Source organism: Paraburkholderia sp. LEh10 (assembly GCF_017814945.1).
GTDB lineage: Bacteria > Pseudomonadota > Gammaproteobacteria > Burkholderiales > Burkholderiaceae > Paraburkholderia.
Genome location: NZ_JAGIPX010000003.1, coordinates 15648 through 39927, shown reverse-complemented (window position 1 = coordinate 39927; position 24280 = coordinate 15648). Strand labels below are relative to the sequence as shown.

Annotated in this window: 11 protein-coding genes; 3 read left to right on the top strand and 8 right to left on the bottom strand. The window is 60.0% G+C overall.

The genetic code is table 11. The annotated features are described in order from the left end of the window. Positions 1-205: 205 nt before the first annotated feature. Together J8I87_RS03125 and J8I87_RS03120 are read right to left on the bottom strand one after the other, a co-directional pair. The gene (locus tag J8I87_RS03125) at positions 206-1966 is read right to left on the bottom strand and encodes a tannase/feruloyl esterase family alpha/beta hydrolase (RefSeq protein ID WP_245253669.1); all 1761 of its coding nucleotides are present in this window, start codon (positions 1964-1966) and stop codon (positions 206-208) included. After that, positions 1963-3048 carry an OpgC domain-containing protein gene (locus J8I87_RS03120; RefSeq protein ID WP_209930190.1) on the bottom strand — a complete coding sequence of 362 codons (1086 nt, stop codon included), beginning with the start codon at positions 3046-3048 and terminating at the stop codon, positions 1963-1965. The genes J8I87_RS03125 and J8I87_RS03120 overlap by 4 nt, the downstream gene beginning before the upstream one ends. 218 nt (positions 3049-3266) lie before the next feature. Between J8I87_RS03120 and J8I87_RS03115 the strand changes: the two genes are divergently transcribed. Continuing rightward, a complete protein-coding gene (locus tag J8I87_RS03115) occupies positions 3267-4325 on the top strand; it encodes a tyrosine-type recombinase/integrase (RefSeq protein ID WP_209929990.1) in 1059 nt (352 codons plus the stop codon). 122 nt (positions 4326-4447) lie between these two features. Here J8I87_RS03115 and J8I87_RS03110 read toward each other — a convergent pair whose 3' ends face one another. The 6 genes from J8I87_RS03110 to J8I87_RS03085 form a co-directional block, all read right to left on the bottom strand. Then, the gene (locus J8I87_RS03110) at positions 4448-4891 is read right to left on the bottom strand and encodes a hypothetical protein (RefSeq protein ID WP_209929989.1); all 444 of its coding nucleotides are present in this window, start codon (positions 4889-4891) and stop codon (positions 4448-4450) included. Between the two features lie 65 nt (positions 4892-4956). After that, the gene (locus J8I87_RS03105; protein WP_209929988.1) at positions 4957-5736 is read right to left on the bottom strand and encodes an HNH endonuclease; all 780 of its coding nucleotides are present in this window, start codon (positions 5734-5736) and stop codon (positions 4957-4959) included. A 5-nt stretch (positions 5737-5741) separates the two neighbouring features. Further along, entirely contained in the window at positions 5742-7718 is a 1977-nt protein-coding gene (locus tag J8I87_RS03100; protein ID WP_209929987.1) for a hypothetical protein, read from the bottom strand. Then, a complete protein-coding gene (locus J8I87_RS03095; protein WP_209929986.1) occupies positions 7715-12175 on the bottom strand; it encodes an Eco57I restriction-modification methylase domain-containing protein in 4461 nt (1486 codons plus the stop codon). Before J8I87_RS03095 ends, J8I87_RS03100 begins: the two co-directional genes overlap by 4 nt. A gap of 2 nt (positions 12176-12177) precedes the next feature. Then, a complete protein-coding gene (locus J8I87_RS03090; protein ID WP_313063663.1) occupies positions 12178-15048 on the bottom strand; it encodes a helicase-related protein in 2871 nt (956 codons plus the stop codon). After that, the gene (locus J8I87_RS03085; protein ID WP_209929985.1) at positions 15045-20396 is read right to left on the bottom strand and encodes a DEAD/DEAH box helicase; all 5352 of its coding nucleotides are present in this window, start codon (positions 20394-20396) and stop codon (positions 15045-15047) included. Before J8I87_RS03085 ends, J8I87_RS03090 begins: the two co-directional genes overlap by 4 nt. 2355 nt (positions 20397-22751) lie before the next feature. Here J8I87_RS03085 and J8I87_RS03080 point away from each other — a divergent pair. Together J8I87_RS03080 and traW are read left to right on the top strand one after the other, a co-directional pair. Continuing rightward, a complete protein-coding gene (locus J8I87_RS03080; protein ID WP_209929984.1) occupies positions 22752-23045 on the top strand; it encodes a hypothetical protein in 294 nt (97 codons plus the stop codon). A gap of 8 nt (positions 23046-23053) precedes the next feature. Continuing rightward, the gene (gene traW / locus J8I87_RS03075) at positions 23054-24259 is read left to right on the top strand and encodes a conjugal transfer protein TraW (protein ID WP_209929983.1); all 1206 of its coding nucleotides are present in this window, start codon (positions 23054-23056) and stop codon (positions 24257-24259) included. Positions 24260-24280 lie beyond the last annotated feature (21 nt).

Here is a 24280-nt window from a genome sequence, read left to right as displayed (position 1 = left end):
ACACGTTCAATGTGCGCAAACATTACCGGAAGACGCGCCGATGACAGCAGTTAGCAGCGCCTTGCCGTGCGTTCGACAAATACTACAGGCGGGTGGTGCCGTTGCGGGCAAATAAGCGAGCGCAAGTGTGCGCTGCGTGACAACACTAGACAGAGGTATGTCTCTGCCTTCCGTGACGCGTTGTTTTGATCTGAAGAGCTTCGAATCAGGGCTCGCTGCACGCGAAGTTGCTCGCGTCGTTCAGATTGCCTTTGCCGAGATAGCGCGGATACATGGGATAACGACACAACGGACGTGAGCGGCCGTTGGTCGGTGCGGCGATATCGGTGGCGAGCAGCGTTTCCGGCGACACGCCGCGCGTCACCCAATTGTCCAGCGCGCCGAGCAGGTCGACGGAAGGAATGAATGCGCCGCCGCCATGCTGGAAGCCCGGCACCATGTACAGACGCATGAACCCATTCACGCGCTCGTCGCCGTACAGATCGACGAGGCGCTCGTAGTACGCGATCGTCTGGTTGGGGCTGATGACTTCGTCGGCGAGGCCCTGCATCGTGATCAGCTTGCCGCCCTTCGCGATGAAGCGGCCCAGCTCCGGGTTCATCGCGCCGATCGTCTGCGACAGCGCGACCAGTTGCTTCTGGTATCTGCCGGGATGCAGCACATCGAACTTCAATGAGTCGAAGGTGGCGTCCTGCGCGACGAAATAGCGGATGTAGCCGTCGCCTTGCGTGAACAGATAGCCGTTGCCGTTGAACGTGGGCGATGTCTGATGCACGGGGTCGCGGCCGAGTCCGAGCATGCCGTTCAGACGCGTGCCCTGGAAGACGTTGTAGCCGCGGTAGCCGCTGACATCGTAGGCGAGCTTGTACGGCAGCCTGAGTCCGTCGCGCAGGACGAAGAGCGTCGAGAGTTGCGCGTCGTTCAGACAGCCGCCCTCGTGCGCATAGGATGTGCCGCGATGACAGCGCAGCGCATCGATGATCTCGGGCTCGTGCTGGCGGCAATCGACGATGTCGCTGACGATGCCATCGGCGGCGCCGTCGAGCTTGTCGCAGACGTCGAGCGTCTTCAGGTACACGCGGTCGAGCAGCGCCGGCGGCACGAAGCCGCCGGGCGTCGCGTACTCCGCCTGGCCGACACGCACGCCTATCAGCCGCACGCCCGAGAAGTTCAGCGCGGGTGAATCCGCGATCACGCCGTCATAGTCGTCGGGAAAGCGCTGCATCGCCGTGTAGCCTTCGCGCCCGCCTGTCGAGCCGCCGGCGAAATACATCCGGCCGGGCGGCCGGCCGTACATGCGCACGATCAGCGCGAGCGCCGCGTCATGCGTCTTCTTCAGATGCGCGTATCCGAAGTTGACGACGGCTTCGTCGACAAGGCCGAACACTGCGAGCGACGAGTTGCCGACGTGGCCGGAGTCGTCGCCGAACGTCACGTAGCCTTGCGCGAGCGGCGCGCGCATCGGCGAGAACGGCATCACGCCGATGCCCGTCACGACCGTGCCGTTGTAACCGCCCCCGCCGACCTGCAACGCGCGGCCGTTCCAGCGGCGTGGCAGGTTGAGATCGAAGCGGATGTCGGGTGTCGTGCCCTTGATGGCTCGAATGAGGCCCGTGATGCGGCAGAATTCGCCCGCGCCGTTACCCGGGGTTTGCGCAGAGATCAGCGTCGCGCTTTCGACGTGCGCGCCGTGAGTGGGTAACGCGATCGTGTCGGAGTCGAGCCAGACGCCTCCGAGGTCCGTGCAGCGGGTGGCGAAAGGCGGCTGTCGGGATGGGGGCGTCGGGGCTGGGATTGGGTTGGCGGTTGGGTTGGCGGTTGCGTTTGAATCTGGGTTCTGGGTCGGGGCAATCGTCGCGGTGGCGCCCGCCATCGCTGCGCCGACGCAGTTCAACGCGACGATGCACAGGAGCGCAATGCGTGCGTGCCTGAGCGCCGCACGCGGCCATGCAATACCGCACTTCATCGGCAATCGGCTCCGCGGACCGCGGCGCGCGACTGCATGGTGCCCTGCCAGTCGTTCCAGACACGCGCCAGCAGCAGGACGGCGATGATCGCGACCAGGTCGCCCGCGAGCGCTACCAGGCCATGACTTACGCCGTGCATGTTGCGCGGCGTGGCTGTGTCGACGATCAGCGAAATCAGCGTGCCGCCGACAAAACAGACGAGGCCCGTCTGGCCGACCTTGACGACGGCAGGCATGCGCAGCGCGAGTCTGGCGACGCCGCCGATGCGCACCAGTCGGGTGACAAGCCAGGCGATGGCAAGGAAGTTGATCACGCGTTCGATCGACAGGTTCTGTTTCAGGTGGCTGGGTAGCGGCTGCGTCAGGATGAACAGTTTGATTATGGCGAAGGCTAGCACGGCTGCTATGGCGATTCTGGTTAGCCAGTGTCCTGATTTCGATGCGCTGAAAGCGTCGGAAACAGGATGCTCACGGCAAAGGATACCGATGACGAACATCAGTTGCCAGGCAAACGGATTGAAAGCCCAGTCGGTGACGTCGTCGATGGCGAACAGCCTTGCTAGCGGGCCGGCAAGCGCCCAGACCGCGATGCTTAGCGTCATGGCGGCGATTGGCGATCTTCGCGCGAGCGGGACGATGAACGGTACGGTGATCGCGAAGAGGACATACATCGGCAGGACGCTGGAGAGGTAGGGCTGGCGTCTCAATGTCGCGATTTCCAAGGCTTCCCAAATTGGTGCGGATGAGAAGGATGGCCAGCCTGTCAGGTCGACCATCGGGTGGTTTAGGTGCAAGCGCTGGAGGATCGCGCCTGAAAGCAGTGTAAGGAGCGCAGTGAGAAGGTAGGCGCGATAGATTTCCCAGCAGCGTTTGTAGAAGCGGGTTTGGGCAGCCTTGGGGCCTTTTTTGGTCAGTACGGCGTTGTAGGCTGCTGCTGACGCGTAGCCCCCCAGGCAAACGAATATTTCGGCTGAATCGCATAAGGCGTAGGCGTGCAGCATCAGGTGCTGGAGCACGCTCCCCGGGATGTGATCCAGAACGATCACGATCAATACGATCCCTCGGAAGAAATCCACTTCGATTGAGCGGGGCTGGTGGGGGGCATGCTCGAACTCGGTTGGTGGGGCTGGGTGCGTTTGTAGGAGCGGTCGGGGCGGAGGAGGATCGAACTCCCGACCTTCGCATTGCGAATTAGAAGGTTTCCCACTGTGAATACAGTCTTTGCGAGCACTTATTGCGTTTCTGGGACAATTTTGAGACACTTACCTCTCAAGAAAGACTCCTGGCGGGCACTCAGCTTATGGCGACCTTTACCAAACGCGGTGACCTGCAGTGGCAAGCCAAAATTCGCAGAAAAGGTTACCCCCAACAATCGAAGACATTTGACACCAAGGCGGACGCTGAAAAGTGGGCCAGGTCCATCGAACGGGAGATGGACCGGGGTCGCTTCGTTAGCAGCGCGGAAGCTGAGAGCACAACCTTTACCGAAGCATTGGATCGCTACGAGCGGGAGATAGCGTCGAACAAACGAGGCGCGACGCAGGAGCAGTCAATCATTCGCCAGCTCCGCGACTCATGGCTCGCAAAGCGCCCACTCGCTGGGATTCGGAGGGCTGATATTGCGAAGCTGCGTGATGAATGGTGTATCACGCATAGTCCGGCGACGGTCGTCCGCCGTCTAGCCGTGATCTCTCACCTCTTCACCATCGCCCGGAAGGAGTGGGGGCTGGAAAGCCTCTCCAATCCTGTCGAGCTAGTTCGAAAGCCTACAGTCAAGAACGAACGCACACGCCGCATCGCCAGAATCGAATCAGATGCCATCAGAGGCGCCTCGACCGACGAACTCACGTACGTCAAGACAGCTTCCGCGTCTGCGTTCCTGCCAGCCCTCATTGACATAGCGGTCGAAACCGCGATGCGTAGAGGTGAGCTGGTCTCGCTCGGGCCTGCCCAGGTTGACCTTACAAAGCGCGTTGCGCGTCTTGCCCTCACAAAGAACGGGAGTTCACGTGACGTCCCCCTTTCGAGTAAAGCCATTGCTGTGTTTGAAGAGCTCGTCAAAGACGGCCGCGAATTGTTTTTCCCACTGCGTCCCGATGCGGTAACACGTGCGTTCGAGAGAGCGGTCGCTCGGGCCAGGAAAACCTACGAGGAAGACTGTGCGAACAATGCAGTAGCGGTGGACCCTACTTTTTTGGTCGACCTGTGCTTTCACGACTTGCGACACGAGGCAACGTCACGCCTTGCCGAAAAATTCCCACTCCATGAGTTGGCGAAGATTACGGGCCATCGTGACACGAAAATGCTGATGCGGTACTACCATCCGAGGGCTGAGGACCTTGCGAAGAAGCTGGACTAACCATCGCTTAGGACGTGACATCTCCGACGAAGTTTTTGGCCATGTCCGGCCAGCAGTACGGCCACTGGCGTTCGCCGTTAGCAAGTTGATACCGATCGGAGTGTCATTCCAACTGCAACGAATTACGCCTCGTCGTCAGGCGCGCGCGTGCTGAAGTCAATGCTGGTGATCAAAGCAGACCTGCGCAGTGGCGTCGTGAATGCGACGAAAATCCACGCCAAACGATCTGACGCGGCGAGTGTTAACAATCGTTGAAATTCGCCTTCAGTCATATCAACTACTCCCTGTAACTCCGGTTTGACCGCTATAAACGCACCGATGTTCGGAATAGCGGTATTCCCCAAATCTGGTTTGTCCTTGGGAGAAACCTGAATCAAGAACCGGGCAACGCCGGCCACCGCTTCCGTGAACTCCCCCTCCAACTGGATCGATGCGTGAGTCTCTCGCCACGGAGGAAGGCCACGAGGCCGGTCCGCACGAACTGAGATACTTGCGTGCCAGCTAACGACGCGCCCATAACGACTGAGCAATTCGCGCCGGATGTTTCGATGCTTCGCCTTGTTCATAACGCCGCTCCATTACCCGCATGCCCTGCCCAAAGGGGGACGCATTGCGCCGGGCGACGCATCATTCATGCGGTGCGGTCGCTCGCTTCTGTCTTGAATATTAGGTTGCGGTGCCAGGGGAGGTAGGCACGGTGACCGTCCCCTAGCCCGCGCACGCAAAGCGGCCGATTGAGCCCCAGAGTCGCCCGTGCTTCGGCGTCAAGCACGTCACTCACAATGATCATTCCGTCGTCGGCCACTGTGATGAAGCCGCGATCAAACGCAGCGTCAAGGTGCGGCGCGAGCAGGATTCCGTTGAAGACGTCGAGCCGTTCGGCATCCGTCTCACAGTCAGCCCAAGGCTTGATGTGACTAGCGCGCAAGAGCGCGGGCACCGCCAACCCAGTCACAGCGCAGCGCCCTTCCCACAGATCCAGTAGTCCCTCGCGGAACAAGTTCTGCCCGACGCGCTCAAGCACGAGGCGCTCAGCCTCTGTGGTCTTCGGCAACATGGCGATCTGCTTCTCGAACGTATGGAGCAGCTCGTTCGGGAGCGTCTTTGAAAGCTGGACTGCTCGCTTCAGGAGCCGATGAAGGGCGGGCACGTCGGGCACGGCACGTCCGGCGAAAGCTCTCTTTGGATTCGGCGCAGCCATCGGTATCCCGTATTCGCCGAGAGCGCGGACAACGTTCTGTTGTGAGAACGCCGCAAGGAAGAGAGCGTCACCGGACACAGCGAGCCACACACGAAGCGGGCACTGAGTGCTCGCAAAGCTGAGCCAGTCGCCTTCGCGCTCAAGCTCTCGGTCGAATCCATTGTCCGTCGCCACCTTCTCGAGGCGAGAGACGATGATGGGAGATAGCAACGTAGTCACCCTTCGTCCTCGTCGGTCATCTCACGCGAGGAAGGTACTGCTCGGGCAAGCAGATTTTCGATACGACGCTTGAGGAGTAGGTCATCGTCGCTCGCGCGCGACAGTTTGAGGATGCGTGTCGGAGGCTCGCAAAGCATCCCTGGAGGCGGGGTAGTGGTCGTAAGGATTACCTGGAGGCCAGGAACTGCCTTGCAGGCTTCGTCAACGAGGGTAAGGAAGCGGTCATATAGGTGCGGGCTCATCTCACGCTCTCGCGGGCAGTCGAAAATCAGAAGTCCCGGATGTGCACCGCCACCACTCGCGCCGTCCAGAGCGCATGCGAGGTCGCCGAGCAAGATCTCCAGCACCGTATAAGCATCCCCGTCAGCGCCGAGCATCTGGAACGGACGCTTCTCGTCCGAGGGCACGTAACGCCCGTTCACGCCAAACGCCTCGGCGAGCTTGGCGACTCGTTTTGTGATCTGCTGCTCACGTTCGGACACCTGCTGTTGAGCTGCGACTTTGGCACCCTTTGCTGTCTCAAGATTCCTTTCGAAATTCAACACGGCGGCACGAGCGTCCCGCAACTTTTCCGTTTCAGCCGCTCGCTGGCTCTCCTGCCATTGCCTGAGCGTCCGGCGCACCCCATCGCCCTCACCAAGCTGCCGCAATCGGCGTTCGATCTCAAAGCTCAGCGCCGCCCTATGCCCGATCATCCTTTCCCGCGCGTCCATTAGCATGCCGAGCGCCTTCGCCTCCCGCTCGTAGTCTGCCTTTTCGGCCGCTTCACGGTCGCCCTGCACTTCGATCGTCTTCGTGAGCACGTTGATGTCACGCTTGGCCGTTAGTTTGACCACGTCGCGTTGCGTCTGGACGTAACTGCATTCCGGATACGCGACCCCACCGTATTGGCACATGCCGGTAAGTGTGAGGAGCGTGTCTCGTCGCTCGCGAATTTCCTTCAGCGACGTGTCATCTTTGCACCGAAGCGCCACGCTTTCCTCCCAGCGCGCCTTCGCCAACTCTACGATTCGCTCTTGCACCTTGACGTCAGCGGCGACCTCGATAAGGTCTCGGTCCAAAGTTGCGATCAGTGTCCGATCATCGTCGTTCTTGGTTTCTAGTTGAGCCGCCCGCCTCACAATCTCTGTCTCAACGGACTCTGCGAAGAGATCGTCGGTGACCATCTGCAGCGAGCTGCTCACGCCCGCCCATACGCGAAGTTGCGTCTCGACGATGCTACGAGTGTTCGTACCCCGCTGCTCCTCACTCCTGAGGGTGTCGCGAGCCCGCGACAGCTCGCCGTAGATGGTTGAGATCCGTTTCTCGGCCTTGGCTTCCGCGTCGCCGAGAAGCCCGAGAACAAGCCGCACGAGAGCCGGCGGGTCCATGACTTTGCGACGCAGTCCGGTCCCATCGTCATTGCGCCACTCGAAGTATTGGCGTAACCCGAGCGCTTGATCGCGGGCGATCCAACAGACGATGTGCGACCACTCGACGGTTTGGCCGGTGATAGGAAGTGTGCGCGTCGGCATGCGTAGCAGGCAAGCGTGTTCGCCGAGCGCCGCGACGTAAGCTGAGAAGGCAACTGCATTCGCCTCCGCATTTTCTTCGAAAAGATCCTCAACTGTGGCATTCTCGAGTGCGAAGCTCTGCTGCCCGAAGGAGCGCAAGACTGCGAATCGTTTCTCGCCGGTAACGACTTCGGCGGCAATACCTCCGCTGCCGTAGAACTCGGAAAGATGATTCCGCATGGTCTTAACGGCCGCGCCATCGTCGCCCAGCACCGCTCGGAGCATGAGCGTGAACGTGCTCTTGCCGACGCCGTGGCCGGCACGCTCAACTTCTGTTGCGCCGCCGGCAGGCGTCAGCTCTTCAGCCCAGACAATGTTGAGGCCCGTGCGCAGTCGAATGTCACGAATAAATGTGGCCGGCGAGCGCGACTCGACGATCACGAGACGTTCGATGTGAAGACGCGGAGCCGATGCGGTCATGCGCGCTTCGCCTTTTCGGTCTGGACCGTCTCGACGGTAAGCGTCGTGCTAGCACCTTGCTCGGCACGCTCAATGCCACTACGCAGAACGCTCGCGAGTTTTGCCAGCACAGGTGTCTGCGGGAGCCAAGCCGGAATCGTACCGCCAGCGTGCAGTCGAACGATGCCCTTACTATCCTGGGTAATTGCCTTCGCTGTCTCGAGCGCGGCGAGCAGATTCGTTGCTTTGCTCTCCGCGGCACCGTCCGTAAGGATCGGGTCCGAACTCCGGATCTGCTCGAAATATGCGAGCGCTGAACGTTCGAGCCAGTTGGTCGCGTGCTTCGAATCTTGAAGCCAGACGAGTGTTCGAGAAAGCATGCTCAGCGAAATGCCCGACTCCCCACTAAGACGGACAAGTGCGAAGAGCAAGCCGGTACGAAGCGCTTCGGCGTAGTTCTTAGGTATACCGTCTTTCTGGAATGTACCGTAGCTCGCCCCCGGCGCGGCAGGAGGCGGATCAAGAAGCGTTTGGTAGGGCCTGCCGTCTTGCGCCGCCGTCGAAAGCGCGTCATATATTTCGAGGATAGCTCGTTTGGTACGATACTCGCGGTGCACCTTCTCGTCATTCTTGCGGACGATTGGGAAGGTTTCCATCACATACTCGACGTCCTCGCGTGACAGTCCGTACAGATGGAACATTGCCGCATCCAACTCGCAGCGAAGCAAGAAGCGACGCTCACGGTCCCAGCAAAATGGCGTTCCCGCGTAGCCAAGATCACGAGCGAAAGGCTCCAAGTCCCAAGCTGTGTAAGTGAGTTCCAGCACCCGGCATAATATAAATGAAATTCCCTGATTGAGCGGTCGAGCGGCTTTCACCATCGCTACGGTTGGCACCGGAAGTTGCTGCGCTATAGCCTTTGTGAGCGCCGGACCATAAATCTTCTGACGAAGCACGTAGTCACCGACAAAAGAGGTCCACGAGGCAAGTATGATTGCGGCCGAGATCGCAGCATCTGGACTGTCCTGATCAATCAAGAGGAGCGCGCACGAATCACTTACCGGTTCTCTCGGAATGATCGCGACCTGTGCGGTACGCGCATCGACGATAGCGCGGCATACGTGGCGGTAAGCTAAGAGCCAATAGTGTCGGCAGCCCTTTGCTGAGAAACGCTGTTCGGCGTCATCCTCGCGTAGCCAATAGCGCGGTACAGCGCGCATTGAGGGATTCGCAATCCCCTCCTCGCCCAAGTCACGTGCCTCCGCTTTTTTTCCAAACCGTGCTTTCCGTGGCACATCCAAAAACGTTCCGAATCGATGGTTAAAGCTGCCGATCAGCTTACCTTCGATCAGGGGCCTGACTCCCGGTGCCCAGTAGCCGCTAATATCGATCGAACCGGATGCCAGCAGTGCCTCGAAATCATTTGCTGCAAACAAGCCCGAGTCTGTGGAAGAGTTAAGGTGACCGCGCGCGTATCGGACGTGCAGTGGATTACTCGGGATAGATTCGTTTACCAGCACGGGAATACGTTCGTGAATTCCGAGAAGTATTTCCTTATCGCGCACGGAGGTAAGCGGTGGCACACTTAAGTCATTTGGATTCAACCTAGCAAGTTGAGAATTCGTTACAGTAATCAAACGTGACGTGTCTGCTAAGTCACCGATGCGCGTAAGGCAGAACATGAAAGATGTACTGTCCATCTTTAGCGATGTGCCGGCAACCACAAACGAGCAGAACCGCTCGTTCGAAACAACATCTGGGAAGATTCCTTCTGTATTAACGAAATCTCGAATCGCCACAACCCGGTTATCGTGAAGCAAGGACGCGAAGAAGTGTTGGTTGTCTTGCGCGTTAACGATCCCGGTTTTCAGCACTAAACCCGTTCGTCCGTATGGCTCTACAATCTTTACGCAGAGCTCCGCAAACGTGCGATATGTGTTCTGCTTACCGATCGATGTGAATGGGTAGCGGCCGGCGACGGAAATAAAGTGAGCTTCACCAGCGCTTTGCCTTTGAGCATTGGACCACGCAAGTGCCAGACGTGGATCCTCGACCAACAGGCGGTCGATCATCTTCAAGCGCTCGTCCGTTGTACCCGCCGTCAGTACCTCGGGACGATGGGCGGCAAAAAACTCCACCTTCATTAAATCCGACGACTCCCACGGAGGATTGCCGAGGACAACGTCGAATCCCCCCTTCGCGAACACCTGCGGAAACTGCAGGTGCCAGTGGAAGAACCGATACTGCTGAGCGAGCTGATCCACCATTTTTGTCGTAATCGGCGGAGGTTCGCCCTGTCCGTCCCTGAGCTGTCGCCATAACTCGTTCGTCGGCGCAGCATCGGCCGGCTCCCCAGGCTGCTTCGGCCACACGAAGGCTGCGCACCACGCGTCGGCCACGGACTTCTGGTGGCAGTACTCGCGCGAACCGAGGATGTCATCCCAAAGCTCTTCCTTCTTCGTCAGTTCGTCGAGCTTCGCGTCACTTGCAGCGTCGAGCTCTGCGACCGCGCGGAAGACTGCCTCGGACTCGCCCTCGCTGTTCTGCTTTCCTCCAAAATCGAACGTTCGTTGCCCTCCCGCCTCCGCCTTGTTCCGCTTTTTCAGTGCGCTCGCCGTCTTCCTGTCGTCCCCGTCGATAGGTTCCCAAGCAGCGTCCGGAATGCCCTTGGTCATCAGTTCAGGCGTCGTGCCAAGAAGCGCGTTACCATGCTGGATATGTGAGTTGAGGAACGTTAGTGGCATACCCGGCTCGACGGCCTCCATCCACAAGCCGACCTTGCACAACTCAACAGCCATGGTGTTGAGGTCGACACCGAAGATGCAGCGCCCCACAACCTGCCGAATCGCGTGCTGGTATTCGGCGGCCGAAGGAGTGCCATTCGCCTGAAGACGTGCAATGTGCGCCGCCAACCGACGCGCAGCAGCAAGCAGGAAATGCCCGGATCCGCAGGCCGGATCGACGATCGACAAACTCAGGAGCGCCTCGACGGGGTTTATTGGATTCTTCGCAATTGTGTCAGCGATAACAGGCTCGAGCGCGCTATCGAGTAGCACCTGGACGAGGCTGTCGGGCGTGTAGTAGCTGCCCGTCGTTTTACGCGCGTTGCCCTTCTTCTCTTCACCTTTCGCGAACACGAACTGGCGCCCATCCAAGGTAATCTGCGGAACGAGCTCGAGGAGGCTCTCGTAGACGCTACCCAGCTCTTCAGGCCCCATATCGCGCCAGTTAACACGTGATAGTCTGCCCTCTTCGCGCAACCACGAGAGTTTGAACATCGCAAGGAGAAGTGCGCGGTTTTCGAGCTTCGCTCCGTCGAGCGTTTGGCACTGGCTTTCAGCAAAGATGCCTGCAAGGGCAGGCAAACCGAGGCGCGGCTCGCCAGAGGCTAGTCCTCGGAACACTACCTTTGTCGCTTCCCAGAGATCCGCGAATCGATCATAGGCATTGCGCTTCACCGAGCGCTCGCGCAAGCGTCGCATGCCGTATCCATCCCCGTAGAGTGCCTTGGCCGCCTCGGAGGTGCCATCGGGATGGAGCAACGCGCGCTCTTCCACGGTCAGGAGAAAGATGAGCCGGTAGACCATCCGCAACAGCTGGTTGAAATAGTCTTTCAACGGCAGGGTGCCGTTCTGCAGGTCGCCACGCACGGCCTGGTTCTCGGGGTGAGTGAGGAAACCCTGACCAAGCGCAACTAGCGCTTCCTCAACGCCGCGACGGAGGTGCTCGCGAGCACGAGTGCCCTCCTCCCGACCCGCATTGCGCCACGCTTCAAGCGCGCATGCTGTGACCGGCTGGCCCTCGCGACCGAAGCGCGTCTCGTGGCAGAGCAACCAGAGCGCAGCGAAGTCGGCATACCGCTCTTCTGCAAAAATCCGTTGAAGATCAGCCTCAATCCATGCGGGGCGCGTAAGGCTCGCGTTGTCGCGTACGATTCGAAGCGACGCCCCGTCGCTAGCAATGCCCCAAAGCGCGTCTTCTTGCGCGTTCAAATACTCCTGCGCTAGGCCAAAAGCGCTGCGCTTGCGTCCTCCGGCACTGAACGCGGATGCGAGCGTATCCAGCCCACTAGCGGCAGCGGCAATGACGATGGGCACGCGCCCCCCTAGTGCCGTGTGCCCAATCGGGTAAGAGCGCTCAGCGAGGATAACCGGCTCCACTTGCGTGAGCGACGTGAAGCCGAACGCATCGTGGAGAAGCGCCAGGAGGAAGCGCTCGGAGACGGCCTTCGAATCCGTCTTAGCTTCAAGGCCCGACTTGAAATCAGTCCAATGCGCCTGCGCAATTCGCCAGTAGCGGCCAATTTCGTCGCGCAGGTTAAGCCCCTTGGGTATACGGTATTCGGTCTCTGCCTGAATACCCGCCTGAAGCTGAGCAACCTTTGAAAGCCACTCTGGCGAGAGCAGTCCTCCGTTGATCGAGAGAGCCTCGAAGGCGAGCTGCGCTTCGCTGGTTTTGGTTTTTCGTTTGGCGACCATGATCAGTCCACCTTCGGCAGAAGGACGAATAGGCCGATGACGTCAGCCGGAAGAAGCGCTTTCACACTGTAGCGACCGGCGGCTTCAGCGGCCTCACGCACGCGGCGATGATCGGTGAGTAGCGCCTGCGCGCGTCGCTCGGCGAAGGCATTCAACTCCGGCAGGCGCGTCTCAAGCTGCTCAAGTGCCTGTGTGACAGCTCTCTCACGCACGTGCACGGGTGGATCAGCTACGGGCAACGGCGACAACAATGCCAGTGCATCAGCACCCTCGAACGGAACGGGGTCGCCCATCCAAGCGATGGCAGTGGCCTCCTCGACGAGAAGTGTCGTTATATGATGTCCGCGCTGCGAAATGAGTTGATGCCGGAGGCGGACGAGCACAACCAGGGTGCGCGACGTGATACCGTCTGCGACCCAACAGCCAACACGCCCCAGCACGCCGGTATCGCTCGCATCGGCGCTGGCTACGTTGCCGAGCGTACGCTCGAGCATCGTCTCGGCAAGCACCGAAACGAGCGGATGGCTTCGCTGGACCGAGCGGCACCGCGAAGCAGGTGGGTACTGGAAGTCGATCAAGATCGAACCCGCAAGCCCCTCCACTTCCAAGCGCTCACGCACATCCTCGGGAAGCGCATCCAAGGGGGCTTTGAAACCTCCGCGGCCAGCATTGCCTAGCGGTTCAAGTGCTCCGCCCAATCGCGCCAAAGCACGCCCGGTAAAGCGCTGCACGTCCTCCTTGCCGCCAAGTACAGCAAGAGATTTTTTCCACTCCGGCAGCACATCCTCAGGCTTGAGTCGGCGCTGCGCGAAGACAGTGCGGCGATTCTTCTTCGCCTTGTCCGCGGCGTCGAGCCATCGCTTCTCGATGACCTTGGCCTCCTCCAACTCCAAAAAATCGAACGTTAGCTGACGCTTCCGGTCGCGTTCGCGATTGCGCAGCAATACGGCCTTCATCAGTGCTTGGCTGAGTGTGTGCCCGTCGTCAGGAAGTGGCACCGGTACGCCAAGCTCCTCCCGGATCTTTTCGGCCTTCCTGAGGATGACCTCAAGCACCGCACCGTCAACGGGGTTGTTTGCGCCGAAAATCAAAGTGGCACGCACGACGTTGCTCTCCTGCCCGAAACGATCGACTCGTCCCTCTCGCTGCTCGTGCCGCGTCGGATTCCACGATAGGTCGTAGTGGACCACCGCGTCGAAGTGCTCCTGCAGATTCACTCCTTCAGAAAGGCAGTCGGTGGCGACGAGAATCCGGCGTTCGGCATCGCCTAGAAGCTCGACTTTTTCTTTTCGCTCGTCAGATGTCAGCTCGCCCGTGACGACGCCGACCGTGACGCCCTTCACCTTGGCGTCAAGCTGTTGGCCGAGATAGTGGGCCGTCGCAATGTAGCGGCAGAATATGACGGGGTTGAAGCCCTCTTCTACCAGTTCTGCGACATGGTCGGTAAGCACCTTGAGTTTGGGGTCGCCTGCTTGCCCGGCGAGCTCTTCGGCCTGCGAGATCAGTGCCGCGAGTGCCTCGTCCTCCAGACCCGCAGGAGGCTCAACGTCGTCATCGGGGAGCGCGTCGGCGGCGCCATCGAAGACTCGTTCTTCCATGGTGTCCTCGCCGACGTCCCCTTCAAGCCCCGCGCGTGTGCGCAGCGCCAAGACAGCAGCCGAGGGGCTTGACGCCACACACCGCATGAGCGCCAGCGTACCCCAGAAGTTAAGCCGTTGCTTTTTGGTATCCTCACCGGCCTGAGCAACAACGGACGCGCAGTAATCGAGCACGGCGTCGAAGAAGCGCTCCCATGCCCCCGTGAGTTTGTAGGTCAGCTCTGTAGTTTCGCGGCGAGGGAAGAGACTACCGTCCTTCCATTCCGCGATGTCCGGACGACGACGCTGAACGAAGTGCGCTGCGAGACGGTCGCGAAGTCTCTTGTGCTCATCGCCCGTCGCACTGGAGAGCGCGGCGAAGTCCGCGTGAAGTAGCCCGATCAACCGAAAGTATGCATCCTCATCCCCACTGTGCGGTGTCGCGGTTAGCATTACGAGGTGACGTGCCCGCGCGACCGAGTCACCGTGTGTGCCGCACGCTGATTCACCGACAAGGCTCTTCAACAGCTCGTAGCGCTGGTGCCGGCCTTGTCCGGTTGACGCGCAGGTGTGCGCTTCATCGACGATGACCAACTCCGGGCACGCGCGCAGGAACTCCGCACGCCGTCGCTCGCTCTTGATGTAGTCGAGGCTGACAACTGTGTGCGCGTGAGTTGTGAAGATACTCTCACTTGGCGGAAGGTTGCGTTCGAGGCGCGCGGCGCTCGCAGCCGTCACGGCCACGGGGTGCAAGTGGAACCGGCCTTCGAGCTCGCTGACCCACTGATCGACAAGGTGCGGCGGACAGAGCACAGTAAATCGCTCAACGTCGCCGCGATCAAGCAACTCGCGCGCGATGAGCGCCGCCTCTATCGTCTTGCCAACGCCCACATCGTCAGCAATGAGCAGCCGAACCGGATCGAGCTTGAGCGCCATGAGCAGTGGCACGAGCTGGTAGGCGCGCGGCTCGATGGCGATCTGGCCAAAGCTGCGGAACGGACCGGCGCCCCGGCGCAGTGAGAGAACGAGCGCGTCGCGCAAAAGCAATGCCGCATCGTGACCCGCCATCTGCGACGGAGCAGGCTTTGGAAACGAAGCATCTACAACCGGCGTTGCTTCAAGCGCAAGGTGGATATATGTCTGGTCCTCTTCGGAGCCCGAGATCGGACGAACCCGCAGCACTTCGGCGTCACTGCCGGAAAGCACGATCCACTCGCGGCCGCGCGCGCGGACGAGACTACCAGGACTCCAGCGGGCGCCCGAGGGCGGTATCGACGTCGCAGCAATCGTACTCACAGCACCCTCCCGAGAAGCGTTGAGAGCAACGCCGTAGGTTCAATCCAGCCTGCTTCGCTCTCGCCGAGCATGACGACCTCGAAGCCCTTGTCTTCGAGCTTCGCGGACAACGCGCTGTCGTTAGCCAACAGTGCAGCGACGTAGTGATTGCGCCAAACAAGCGCGACGGGTTGTTCGTTAACCAAAAGAGGCTCTAAATCAGGGGAAGGAATACCACAGCTACTTGCGTAGGCGAGCCACACTCCCGTGAGGTCACCATCCGTGCCAAGGGCGCTGGGAGAAAGCTCAGGAGAGGAGCCGAGCAGCGGCACAAGCCCCGTGAGAGTTCCTCGGGCAAGCCGGAGCAAGAACGCGCGCGCGCCGTCGTCTCTACGGTCGAGCAGTTCGTGATCCGGCTGGTTGAAGTATGACATCAAGCACCGGTAACAGGCGGCAACGCATGAAGTGCCCGGCGCGTCGACAAAGAGCACCTCTGTAGCCGGAAGGCCATTCGACAAGTCAAAATGCATGATAGCAAGCGCCTCCTGGGCCACTTTAGCCAGGCATTCGGGCTCTGCTACGAGGCGGGTGAGAACACCGGCGCCGCCCTCCGTCGCCTCGTATAAGAGGAAGCCCGTTCGCGCGTCGCGTTGAGGCATTGGCTCGGCAAGGACTTCGCCCTCCTGGAGTTGGAACACGGCTTCAATGCCCCTAAGCAACGCGTGCTGCACTGTCGTCAGCGTAACCTGCGAGAGCTCGCTACCTTGGGGCTGGAGTAGAAGCGCGTTCTTGCGGTCCTGAACACTTGGCACGATCCACTGGCGGGGTGACGCACTCGGGTCAGTACCGTCGTCCTCCTCGTCTTCGTTCTTCGCCCAAAAGCCCGAGACCGGATCCATCCTGAAGCCAAGTTTCGTGCGGTCCTTTCGGCGACGCAGACCCTTGTTCAGCCTGGTAATCGCGGCTCCCGGCCCGTAGGAGAGTCGCGCAATCTCGCCCTCGGAGTCGAGCGCAATGCCCTTTCGTACGTCGAGCACATGGTCGCGTGTGGCCCACTCGAACGTCGTCTGCAGCTCGAAGCCTTGGCGCTGTCGCTCCTCGTCGTTCGCTGTGATGCGCTCAGCGGGCTGAGTCGAGACGTTCTCAATGCGAAACGTATGGTTGACGATCTCAGCATCTCCAAGCGACGCGCTGCACGCGTGGCACATGGACGCTTCATCGGTCCAGTGCCCGGCGCCGCAGGACTTACAGATGCGAACCTTTTTCGTCGGTAGGCGCACATCGGCAGTAGCGCTCGCTTGATGGCCGAGGGAAAGCATCGCGCGCACTACGCGGTACGCGCGCCCTTCGTGGTAGACGAGGCTGCGTGGACCGAACTCAGACAATGCGAGGAAGCGAGGCCGCTGAAGGTACGTCTGTCTGCCACGTCCGTCATTCGTCGCCGGAATATAAGCCATCAGCGGAAGGCGCGGGAAGTTATACCCAGGCAAGAAGCCCTCGGTCGCAAGGTAGCGGTATGTGTTGAAGTCGCTTGAGGGGCTGTTCGAGTTCCGCGTGTCCGACTGCAATAGGTTGAGCTGGTCTATGGCCTGCGCGTGACGACTCTGCGCAGCACGCTTCTCGTTCTGAGGGGCCGAGTAGTCGTCCATAGTGCGGCGAGCAGCGTCGCGCTGCCGTTCGGCGGCGAGGAAGAGATCGCGCCATCGATTGAATGCCAGCTCGAAGCGCGTCAGCGCACGCTCCACAACCTCGTCGGCGAAAACCTCGCGACTCTGAAGCCAAGGCGCAAGCGCGGGCGACAACTCTTCCCCCAGTAGATTCAGCACGCGTCGAATGCGGCGACGGGCCTCGTCGGCGACCTTCTGCAGCGCCATTGGCTCCTTCACTTCCTTCTTCAGCGGGCGCCCTGTCTCCGAAAGGACGAGCAGCTCGCCGATCGATGGCTCGAGCGGCAACTGGGTACACGCAAGCCAGACGGCATAGAGGTGGCTCTCGACGAGATCTCGGTTCGCGAGATCGAGGAGTGGAGGACGGACCTCGCCGTGCACCATTGCCTTCGGGTCACGGAAGAAGTACTGATCGTGCGGGCTTTGTGAGGACGTGTATGTAAGAACCAGTGCTGCCTGTCCGCTTCGCCCCGCCCGACCGCTGCGCTGCGCGTAGTTCGCCGGCGTCGGTGGGACGTTGCGTAGGTAGACCGCATTGAGCGCCGAAATATCAACGCCGAGCTCCATCGTCGGCGAACAAAAGAGAACCGGTAGAAATCGGTTAGCCTCGCCGATCTCCCGCAGGTGCTTCTCGTCGGTGCTGAGCTCTTCGCGCTCCTTCGCACCAAAGCGGAACCGCTTCTCACGCACGGCGCGCCTTTCACCATCGACTTGTGCCGTGTGTTCACGCGCTTCGAACCCGAAGAGCGGGTGAACTGGCTGGCGCAGCGTCGCCGCGAGGTTTGCGTAGAAGTCCCGGAAGAAGGCGTTATCGTTCGGGTGATCCGGATCAATGGCCGGCGTTCCCCGTTTGAAGAGCACACAGGCATCGTTAAGGCGGAAACCGGTCTGGTCACCGAAGGGAGTTACCTCTTCGGACACCAGCCCGTGAGTAACGGCGCCCTTGAGCAACACTTTTATCAGCGCGTCGAAGTCCTTGGACTTAAGAGCGCGCACGGCAGACGGGCTCTTCCAGAGCCTGCGTCCATTAGGCTCCAGCGACGTGCGCGTTCCACGTGACGATTTTAGGAGCTTTCCAAGCGCACTACGCGAGCCGCCGCGCACAATGAGGTCCTCGTCGCGCAAGCTATTGTCCTTGCGCGGCGGCGGTGCGACGAGCAGCCAGCGCGCCTTGAGCGGCTTCTCGTCGTTGTCAAATCCCCACGGTGTACGCAGGCGACTGTGCGATTTTTGCAGCATCTGTTCGATGACCGTGGGATCAAGCACCTGACTGCGGATCGCCATTGACTTCCGCAGGTGGTCGAACACCTCGATGTAAACGGCTTTGCGCACCTCGGACGAAGCGAGCCGAAGGACGTCCGGCGCACTCGTGAACAACTCCTCGTCAGAAGCCAGCTCGTCGATACCAAGGTATTCGACCTCGACGAGCCCTAGCTGCTCGAGGTTCGGATTTGTATATCGCCAACCTCGCCGTTGGTCGAACCACACACGGTACGAGAGGACCTGCCGGAGCGCGCTTTCGGCCTCTTGCAGGTTGAAACCCTTAAGCGTCGGTTCAAGGAGCCACTCCCTGCGGAATTCCGGCGCAGGCCGGTCGAAGCCGAGCGCGCGCTGCTGTGCTGCGCCTAGTTCGTCGCTGCGGAGCCCTTTGTCGCTCGCGACATCGAGCGCACTGAGGAAGCCTGCACGGATAAGACTGACAAACAGAAAATCGTTGAAGTGCCCCGACTGAAGCGCGGCGTCTTGGCGATTGTCGGTGAAACCGAGCAGCTTTCTCGTGTGCGTCGAGAGGCTCGAGTCCTTCCCGTGCATCCAGCGGAGGGCGCTAGATACTAGCACTGTGGTGGCCGAACTCCGGCCTTCAGCGGAGAGGGACGCGAGGCGCGTGCGGTCGCGCGCTGACGTGCTGTGCGTTGCTCCGCAGCGAAGGCAGAACCGAAAGCGGCCGGGGATAAACCAAGCTCTCGTGCCAGCACCCACCCTGCCGTCGGGCGTTACGAAGACTTCGCGAACACGAGCACGTCGGTAGTGACTCTTGACGCGTGGACTTCCAGCGGCGTCGAAGTCGAGCCAAGCCTCCGGGTAATCTTCGTCTCGGTCGGTAAAGGTGAACTCTGAGTCGCGCGCGTCGAGCGTGAGGAATCCAAAAAGCTCCTGATCGGTGGAAGATTCACCCTCCCCCCCCGGCTCGTCATCGTTTTTTGCCGGGGGCGCATCGTCGATGTCGCGAGCCAGAAACTTCCGCTCGCCATCGTCAGAGATGAAGCGAACTGGATGATATTCGTGCCCGCAGTCACGGCAAAAATGAGTTGAGTAAAGACGTTTGTCAGGGTCACCCGGCAGGTACTGCTGCCCCTCAACGGTGACCGACCGCTTGCCTGGCAGTTCGAGCGTGGCGAAGGCGTGGCCAGCACCCGAGACGAACTGGTGCAACTTGAAGGCGAAGAAGCTTCGGTGGGACGCCGCCTCGTTGCTTGTTCGATCCGACTCAGGAAGGCTCGACAGGAAGAGCAACGTCCGCAGTGCATCCTTACACGCTTGTTCGTCTCGCCCCGCGTCCGCTGCGAGTTCGCGCGCTGCCTCATCAAGTGTACGCGGGCGCGCGCGGTGCCACGCCGGGTTCGCGTCGGTTGTCGTGATACCGAGGCGTGTCTCCGTCCAGATTGCAAGCGAATGGCTTCTAAGCGCGTCGTCCGTGATGTTCGGCGCAATGCCAACGTCGATCGCCGGACCAAGCATACTCTTCACCGACTCGGCACGCCTCGACTTATCGGTGACGCGCTCAAGCTCCTCAATGATGACATGGCTCGGATCAATCGCCGTTGCAAAAAGCTTGGATGCGACGCTAGCAACAACCTCCTGCTTGTTCCTCACGCTGCCTTCGCTCGCCATCGTCGCCGAAGTGCCTATGCACTGGAGTTGATCTGGAGCAAGGCGCTCGCGAACGCGGCGCACAAGCAAAGCGACGTCGGCACCCTGACGTCCCCGGTAGGTGTGCAACTCGTCGAGTACCAAGAATCGAAGGCCAGCACAGTTGCCGATTACCTTCCTATCCAGCTCGTCCTGACGAGTCATCAGAAGCTCGAGCATCATGAAGTTCGTCAATAGGATGTCCGGCGGATCTTCGGCAATACGCCGACGTTCCTCGTTGTCGTCCTGCCCCGTGTAGCGGGCGAAGGTCACGGGGCGTTCGCCTTGGACGTTCGCGACGAACTTATCCAGCTCCTCAAGTTGACTGTTCGCCAGCGCATTCATCGGGTAGATGATGATCGCGCGCGTACGCCTCGTTGCGCCCCCTCGCTTCTCCGCGAGCACTGCGCTGACAATCGGGATGAAGAAACAGAGTGACTTACCGGATCCCGTGCCTGTGGTGACGACGTAGCTCTCACCCTGCGAGGCGAGGACAACGGCTTGCTCCTGGTGCTTGTAGAGAGACAGCGGCACCCCTCCGTCACGGAAGATTTCCGCAGTTCGGTGGTCTAGTGCACCATTCGCGATGAGGATGTCGATGCCCAAGCCACGCTTGTAGCTTGGGTTAATCTGAAGGAGCGGGTCCGGCCAGAAGCGCCCCTTGGCATAGATCGCCTCGACTTGTGCGCGAATGTCATCCGCGTGGATAGTCGTGAAAGACGTTGCGAACTTGCGGTACTCACTGACGATCGAGTCGCGCAGCGAGAATACGTCCATGCTTTTGCCGCTCATGAACGCCCCCTTTTTATACTAGTAGTCTTAGCCTTCGAGGCGGGCTTCCCGCAGCTCGCCCCCCCAAGGCGGCCCCCGTCAACCTCCGTGAGCGCGACGCCCCCGAGCCGCCCAACTTATGCGCGGTGAATACCCGTGCCCCAAGTATCCCGAATACTAACAAACTCTGGACGGGCCGTCCCTCGTCAGAGTAGCTTCGGGCCAGTCCACAGCCCGTCAAGTAGACTCCTCTTCTAAGCCCCGCACCGAAACGACACGTGTCTTGCGTGATCGAAACGACGCAAATTCGACGCAAATTCGACGCAAGACCTCCCGCCCTTTGCCTCGCACGTCCTCTAGGACCGACAAACGACGCAAACTTGCGTCGTTTAGTGCCCACTCGCGGCTAAGTCCCCGAACGGCCGCATGAAAACGACGCAAATTCGACGCATCCTACCGCGATCGAGCTTAGCAGCGAGGCGTTGGCAGTCGCTATCGAACACTCGCATACCGAGCGCCCACGAGACGAAGGCAAGACGCGGATAAGGATTCTTAATTGCTCGGTATCTGAAGCCCATTCGCCATCTGACGGCTGTTACAGCTCACGGCAAGTGAAGCTGTAACGCGGCTATATGGAATATAGCCGCTACGTGATACCTAACCGTGTAACGAATCCCGAAACACTCAGAATACGATCGGGCGGAACGCAAAATCCATTCGAAAACTGATAGTCTTGAAACCGCAACGCCTCGACCACGCCACGCCGATCACTCACCAATTGCCGCCCCAAAGGGAACCCGGATCCACATCATGAAGGACCCACGTCAAACGGCCAGAAATCAAACCCGGACGAAGCCAACCATCGCTGCATACTTGTCGCGCGCCCATGGCCTCTTGTGTCGGATTGCAGAAGAATTGGAGTTGCCTGAGGATGCCTATCCGGCACCAAGCGATGTCGTTGCCTACATGAAGCGGCGCGCAAAAGACTGGAAGTGGGCGACTTTTCGGCAATACCAAGCCAGCCTTGTTTGCAGATACGAACTCGAATTCGAGCGTAATCGAGATCCGTTGTTCCAGCAGACTGCAGAGGAGATCCGCAGCCTTCCGTCCGCCGATTGTCGGCCGAACCGCGAACCCGGTCACACGTCCTCGCGGAAACGAAAAGGCATTCCCAAGCGCGACTACGATGTGCTGGTGGCAAACCTCGCCAATCCAGCCCGAGCTAGCGATTATTCGAAACGCGCCGCACTGTGGCTAATGGCGGGACTTGTGACGGGGTTGCGTCCGTGCGAATGGGAAAACGCACAACTGTCCGAAGACGGCAGGACTCTCAACGTCCTGAACGCAAAAGCTACCAACGGCCGAGCGACAGGCACAAGCCGAGTGGTCCCCGTTAACGCCGACGACTTCACAGTAGTCCGCGCTCACCTCGCGTCACTCCGAGAGCTTCTCGCTCGCGGGCTCGAGTTCTCCGTGATTCAGAAGGGATGCACGCAAGCAATTCGCCGAACGTGCGCCGCTCTGTGGCCTAGCGACGACAAGCGAACATACGCGCTCTACTCCGCTCGCCATCAATTTTCGGCAAACGCGAAGGCTATCGCGTCCGCAGAGGAAGTTGCCGCTCTCCTCGGCCACCGATCGACCCGCACTGCGCGCCGACACTATGCACCGCGCCGCAGCGCTTGGTCTGAATTCCGGCAAGTGCAAACCGCAAAACCGACTGCGCAAATGCAAGCACCCGTCCGGCGATCAACGCCCCGGAACGGATAGTTGACGAAGAGCACTTGTTGCGCATTCATCAACTCTTATTTCGCTGATATCAGGCGTTTTGGCTGGGTGCATACGTCAGCCCACTTTGCCCTCCTCCTAAGTTTTACAGTGGCGGGCAGGACGCTTCTCGTGAGTCGACCTTGGACTAACAACAGGGGAACTTCGGCAATTTCACAACGGACAGAAAAAAAATTTGCCGACATTGAACTATAGCGCAACCCGCCTATTGTCCGATTATCTGAAAGGGTGATAATTGATTATCTTTAATTAGAACACCTTAAAAAAGCGGTGCGACGATCGGCTGGCACCGGCCGTCGCACCTAACCACCACGTCACCTGTACGAGAGGCTACGCAATGGCTAATAGCATTCTAGCAAGTCACCCCCTGTCCTCCCTTTCAAGCGACAGCGAACTGTCGATCGAATTTGAGTTGCGCGATCCGTTTCACATGCCCCTTGATCGGCTCGAAAGTCTCATCGAGGACACGGAACCCGGTACGGAACTGCGCGGGTATCTATTTGGCCTTCTGGACCTGCGCAGAACAGTGGTCTACGCACGGGGGCACTGACCATGAGAAAAGTCATTTGCGCATGCCTGCTCGCTGCCGTGTCGGCGTCAGTTTTTGCCGGTCAACAAACCGTCTCCGATGTGATCGCGGCCGCGCAGGCTGCGGCCGATGCGCACCACGCCGAAGTCACTGCGCAACTCAAGTCCGAAGACGACTCGGCTATGGATCGTGTCGTGATGGTGTGTGACTGCGTGAACGGGGTATCCGTCTACCATCAAACGACGCTGCGGCAGTACCTGAACGAAGGCAAGGCCCTTGCCATGAAGGCGCGGTTGCTCGAAACGTTCGTATCCCCTCCGACAGCGATGCGCCTGCTTTCTTCCTGCCACTGAGAAGCCCTATGAAGCTGAGAAAAACCGTCCTATGCGCCGCGCTGGCCGGCTCGACCCTGCTTTCGACCAGCAGCGCCTACGCTGTATGCGACGGGTGCGTGGTGAGCGCTGTCGAGCAAGCATCAATGACGCTCAACAGCCTCATCCAGGCGCTCGGTACATCGTTCACGACGCTGTTCAACGAGATAGACACCGATATCGCGTCCGTTGGCACGAAGGTCTCGAACGCCGTTACGCAGGCGTCCGACTCGCAGCGCGAAATGGCGCTCGAAGTCCAGCGACAGCAGGAAATGGATCAGGTCGCCCGCGAAACGGAATTGCCGATCGACCCGTGCGCCACGTCTTCGAGCAACTATGCGGTGCAAGCGGTTAGCGGCGCTGCCTCTACATCGTCCTCGCTGCGTCCGGGTGGCGCACACGTCAGCTATCCGCCACTCGAAAAGGCGCTGAACTCGCCGGCCCCGTCTGTTGAGGCTTCGCGTCGCACTTCGGCGGCCATCCATGCCGACAACTACTGCACGCCGCTGGAGTTGCAGCTTGGCTATCCGGGCTGCAAGTCATCGCAACTTCCTGATGGCGATGCGGATGTGGATTCGATTTTCATCGGTGCTGGCTTGCCGGGTAAAAGCGTCGATCTGACGTTCACGCAACAGCAACAAGACGCGGCCCGCGCCTACGCGCGCATGTCGATCGATCCGCAGCCGCCCGAGAGCATCAACAAGGCTGAGGCAGGCACGGAGGCCGGCAAGCTCTATATCGCGATGCAGAAGGGTTACCAGGCCAACATGTCGAGCGCGATCAAGCCGATGAATGACCTGATTGGCTCCCGTCAACCGTTCAACGGCAGCACCCAACTGATTCAAGAACTCAAGCAGTCGGACGCCGCCGCGCAGTATTTCAATGCAACCGCATCGAGCGTCGCCAAGAGCACAGGCACGATGAGTCTCGCCGAACTCGAAGATTTCGAGGCCGGCCGCCGTTGGAAAAATCCGTATTGGCACATCGAATTCGGGGCTGTGGCCGACCCGACGAAGCTCTTGCGCGAACTGCTGTTTGCGACCGCCTTCCAGGTCTACCAAACCCATGAGCACGTCGAGGCGCAGCGGCAAACGAACTTGCTCCTGGGGCAACTGCTCGCAGCCAATGAGCGGGGAACGGATCGCACCGCGATCGAAACGCAGCTACAGCGCGTGCGCGCGACCAATGCTCGATAAGGAGTGGCTGTGAAGCCAAAG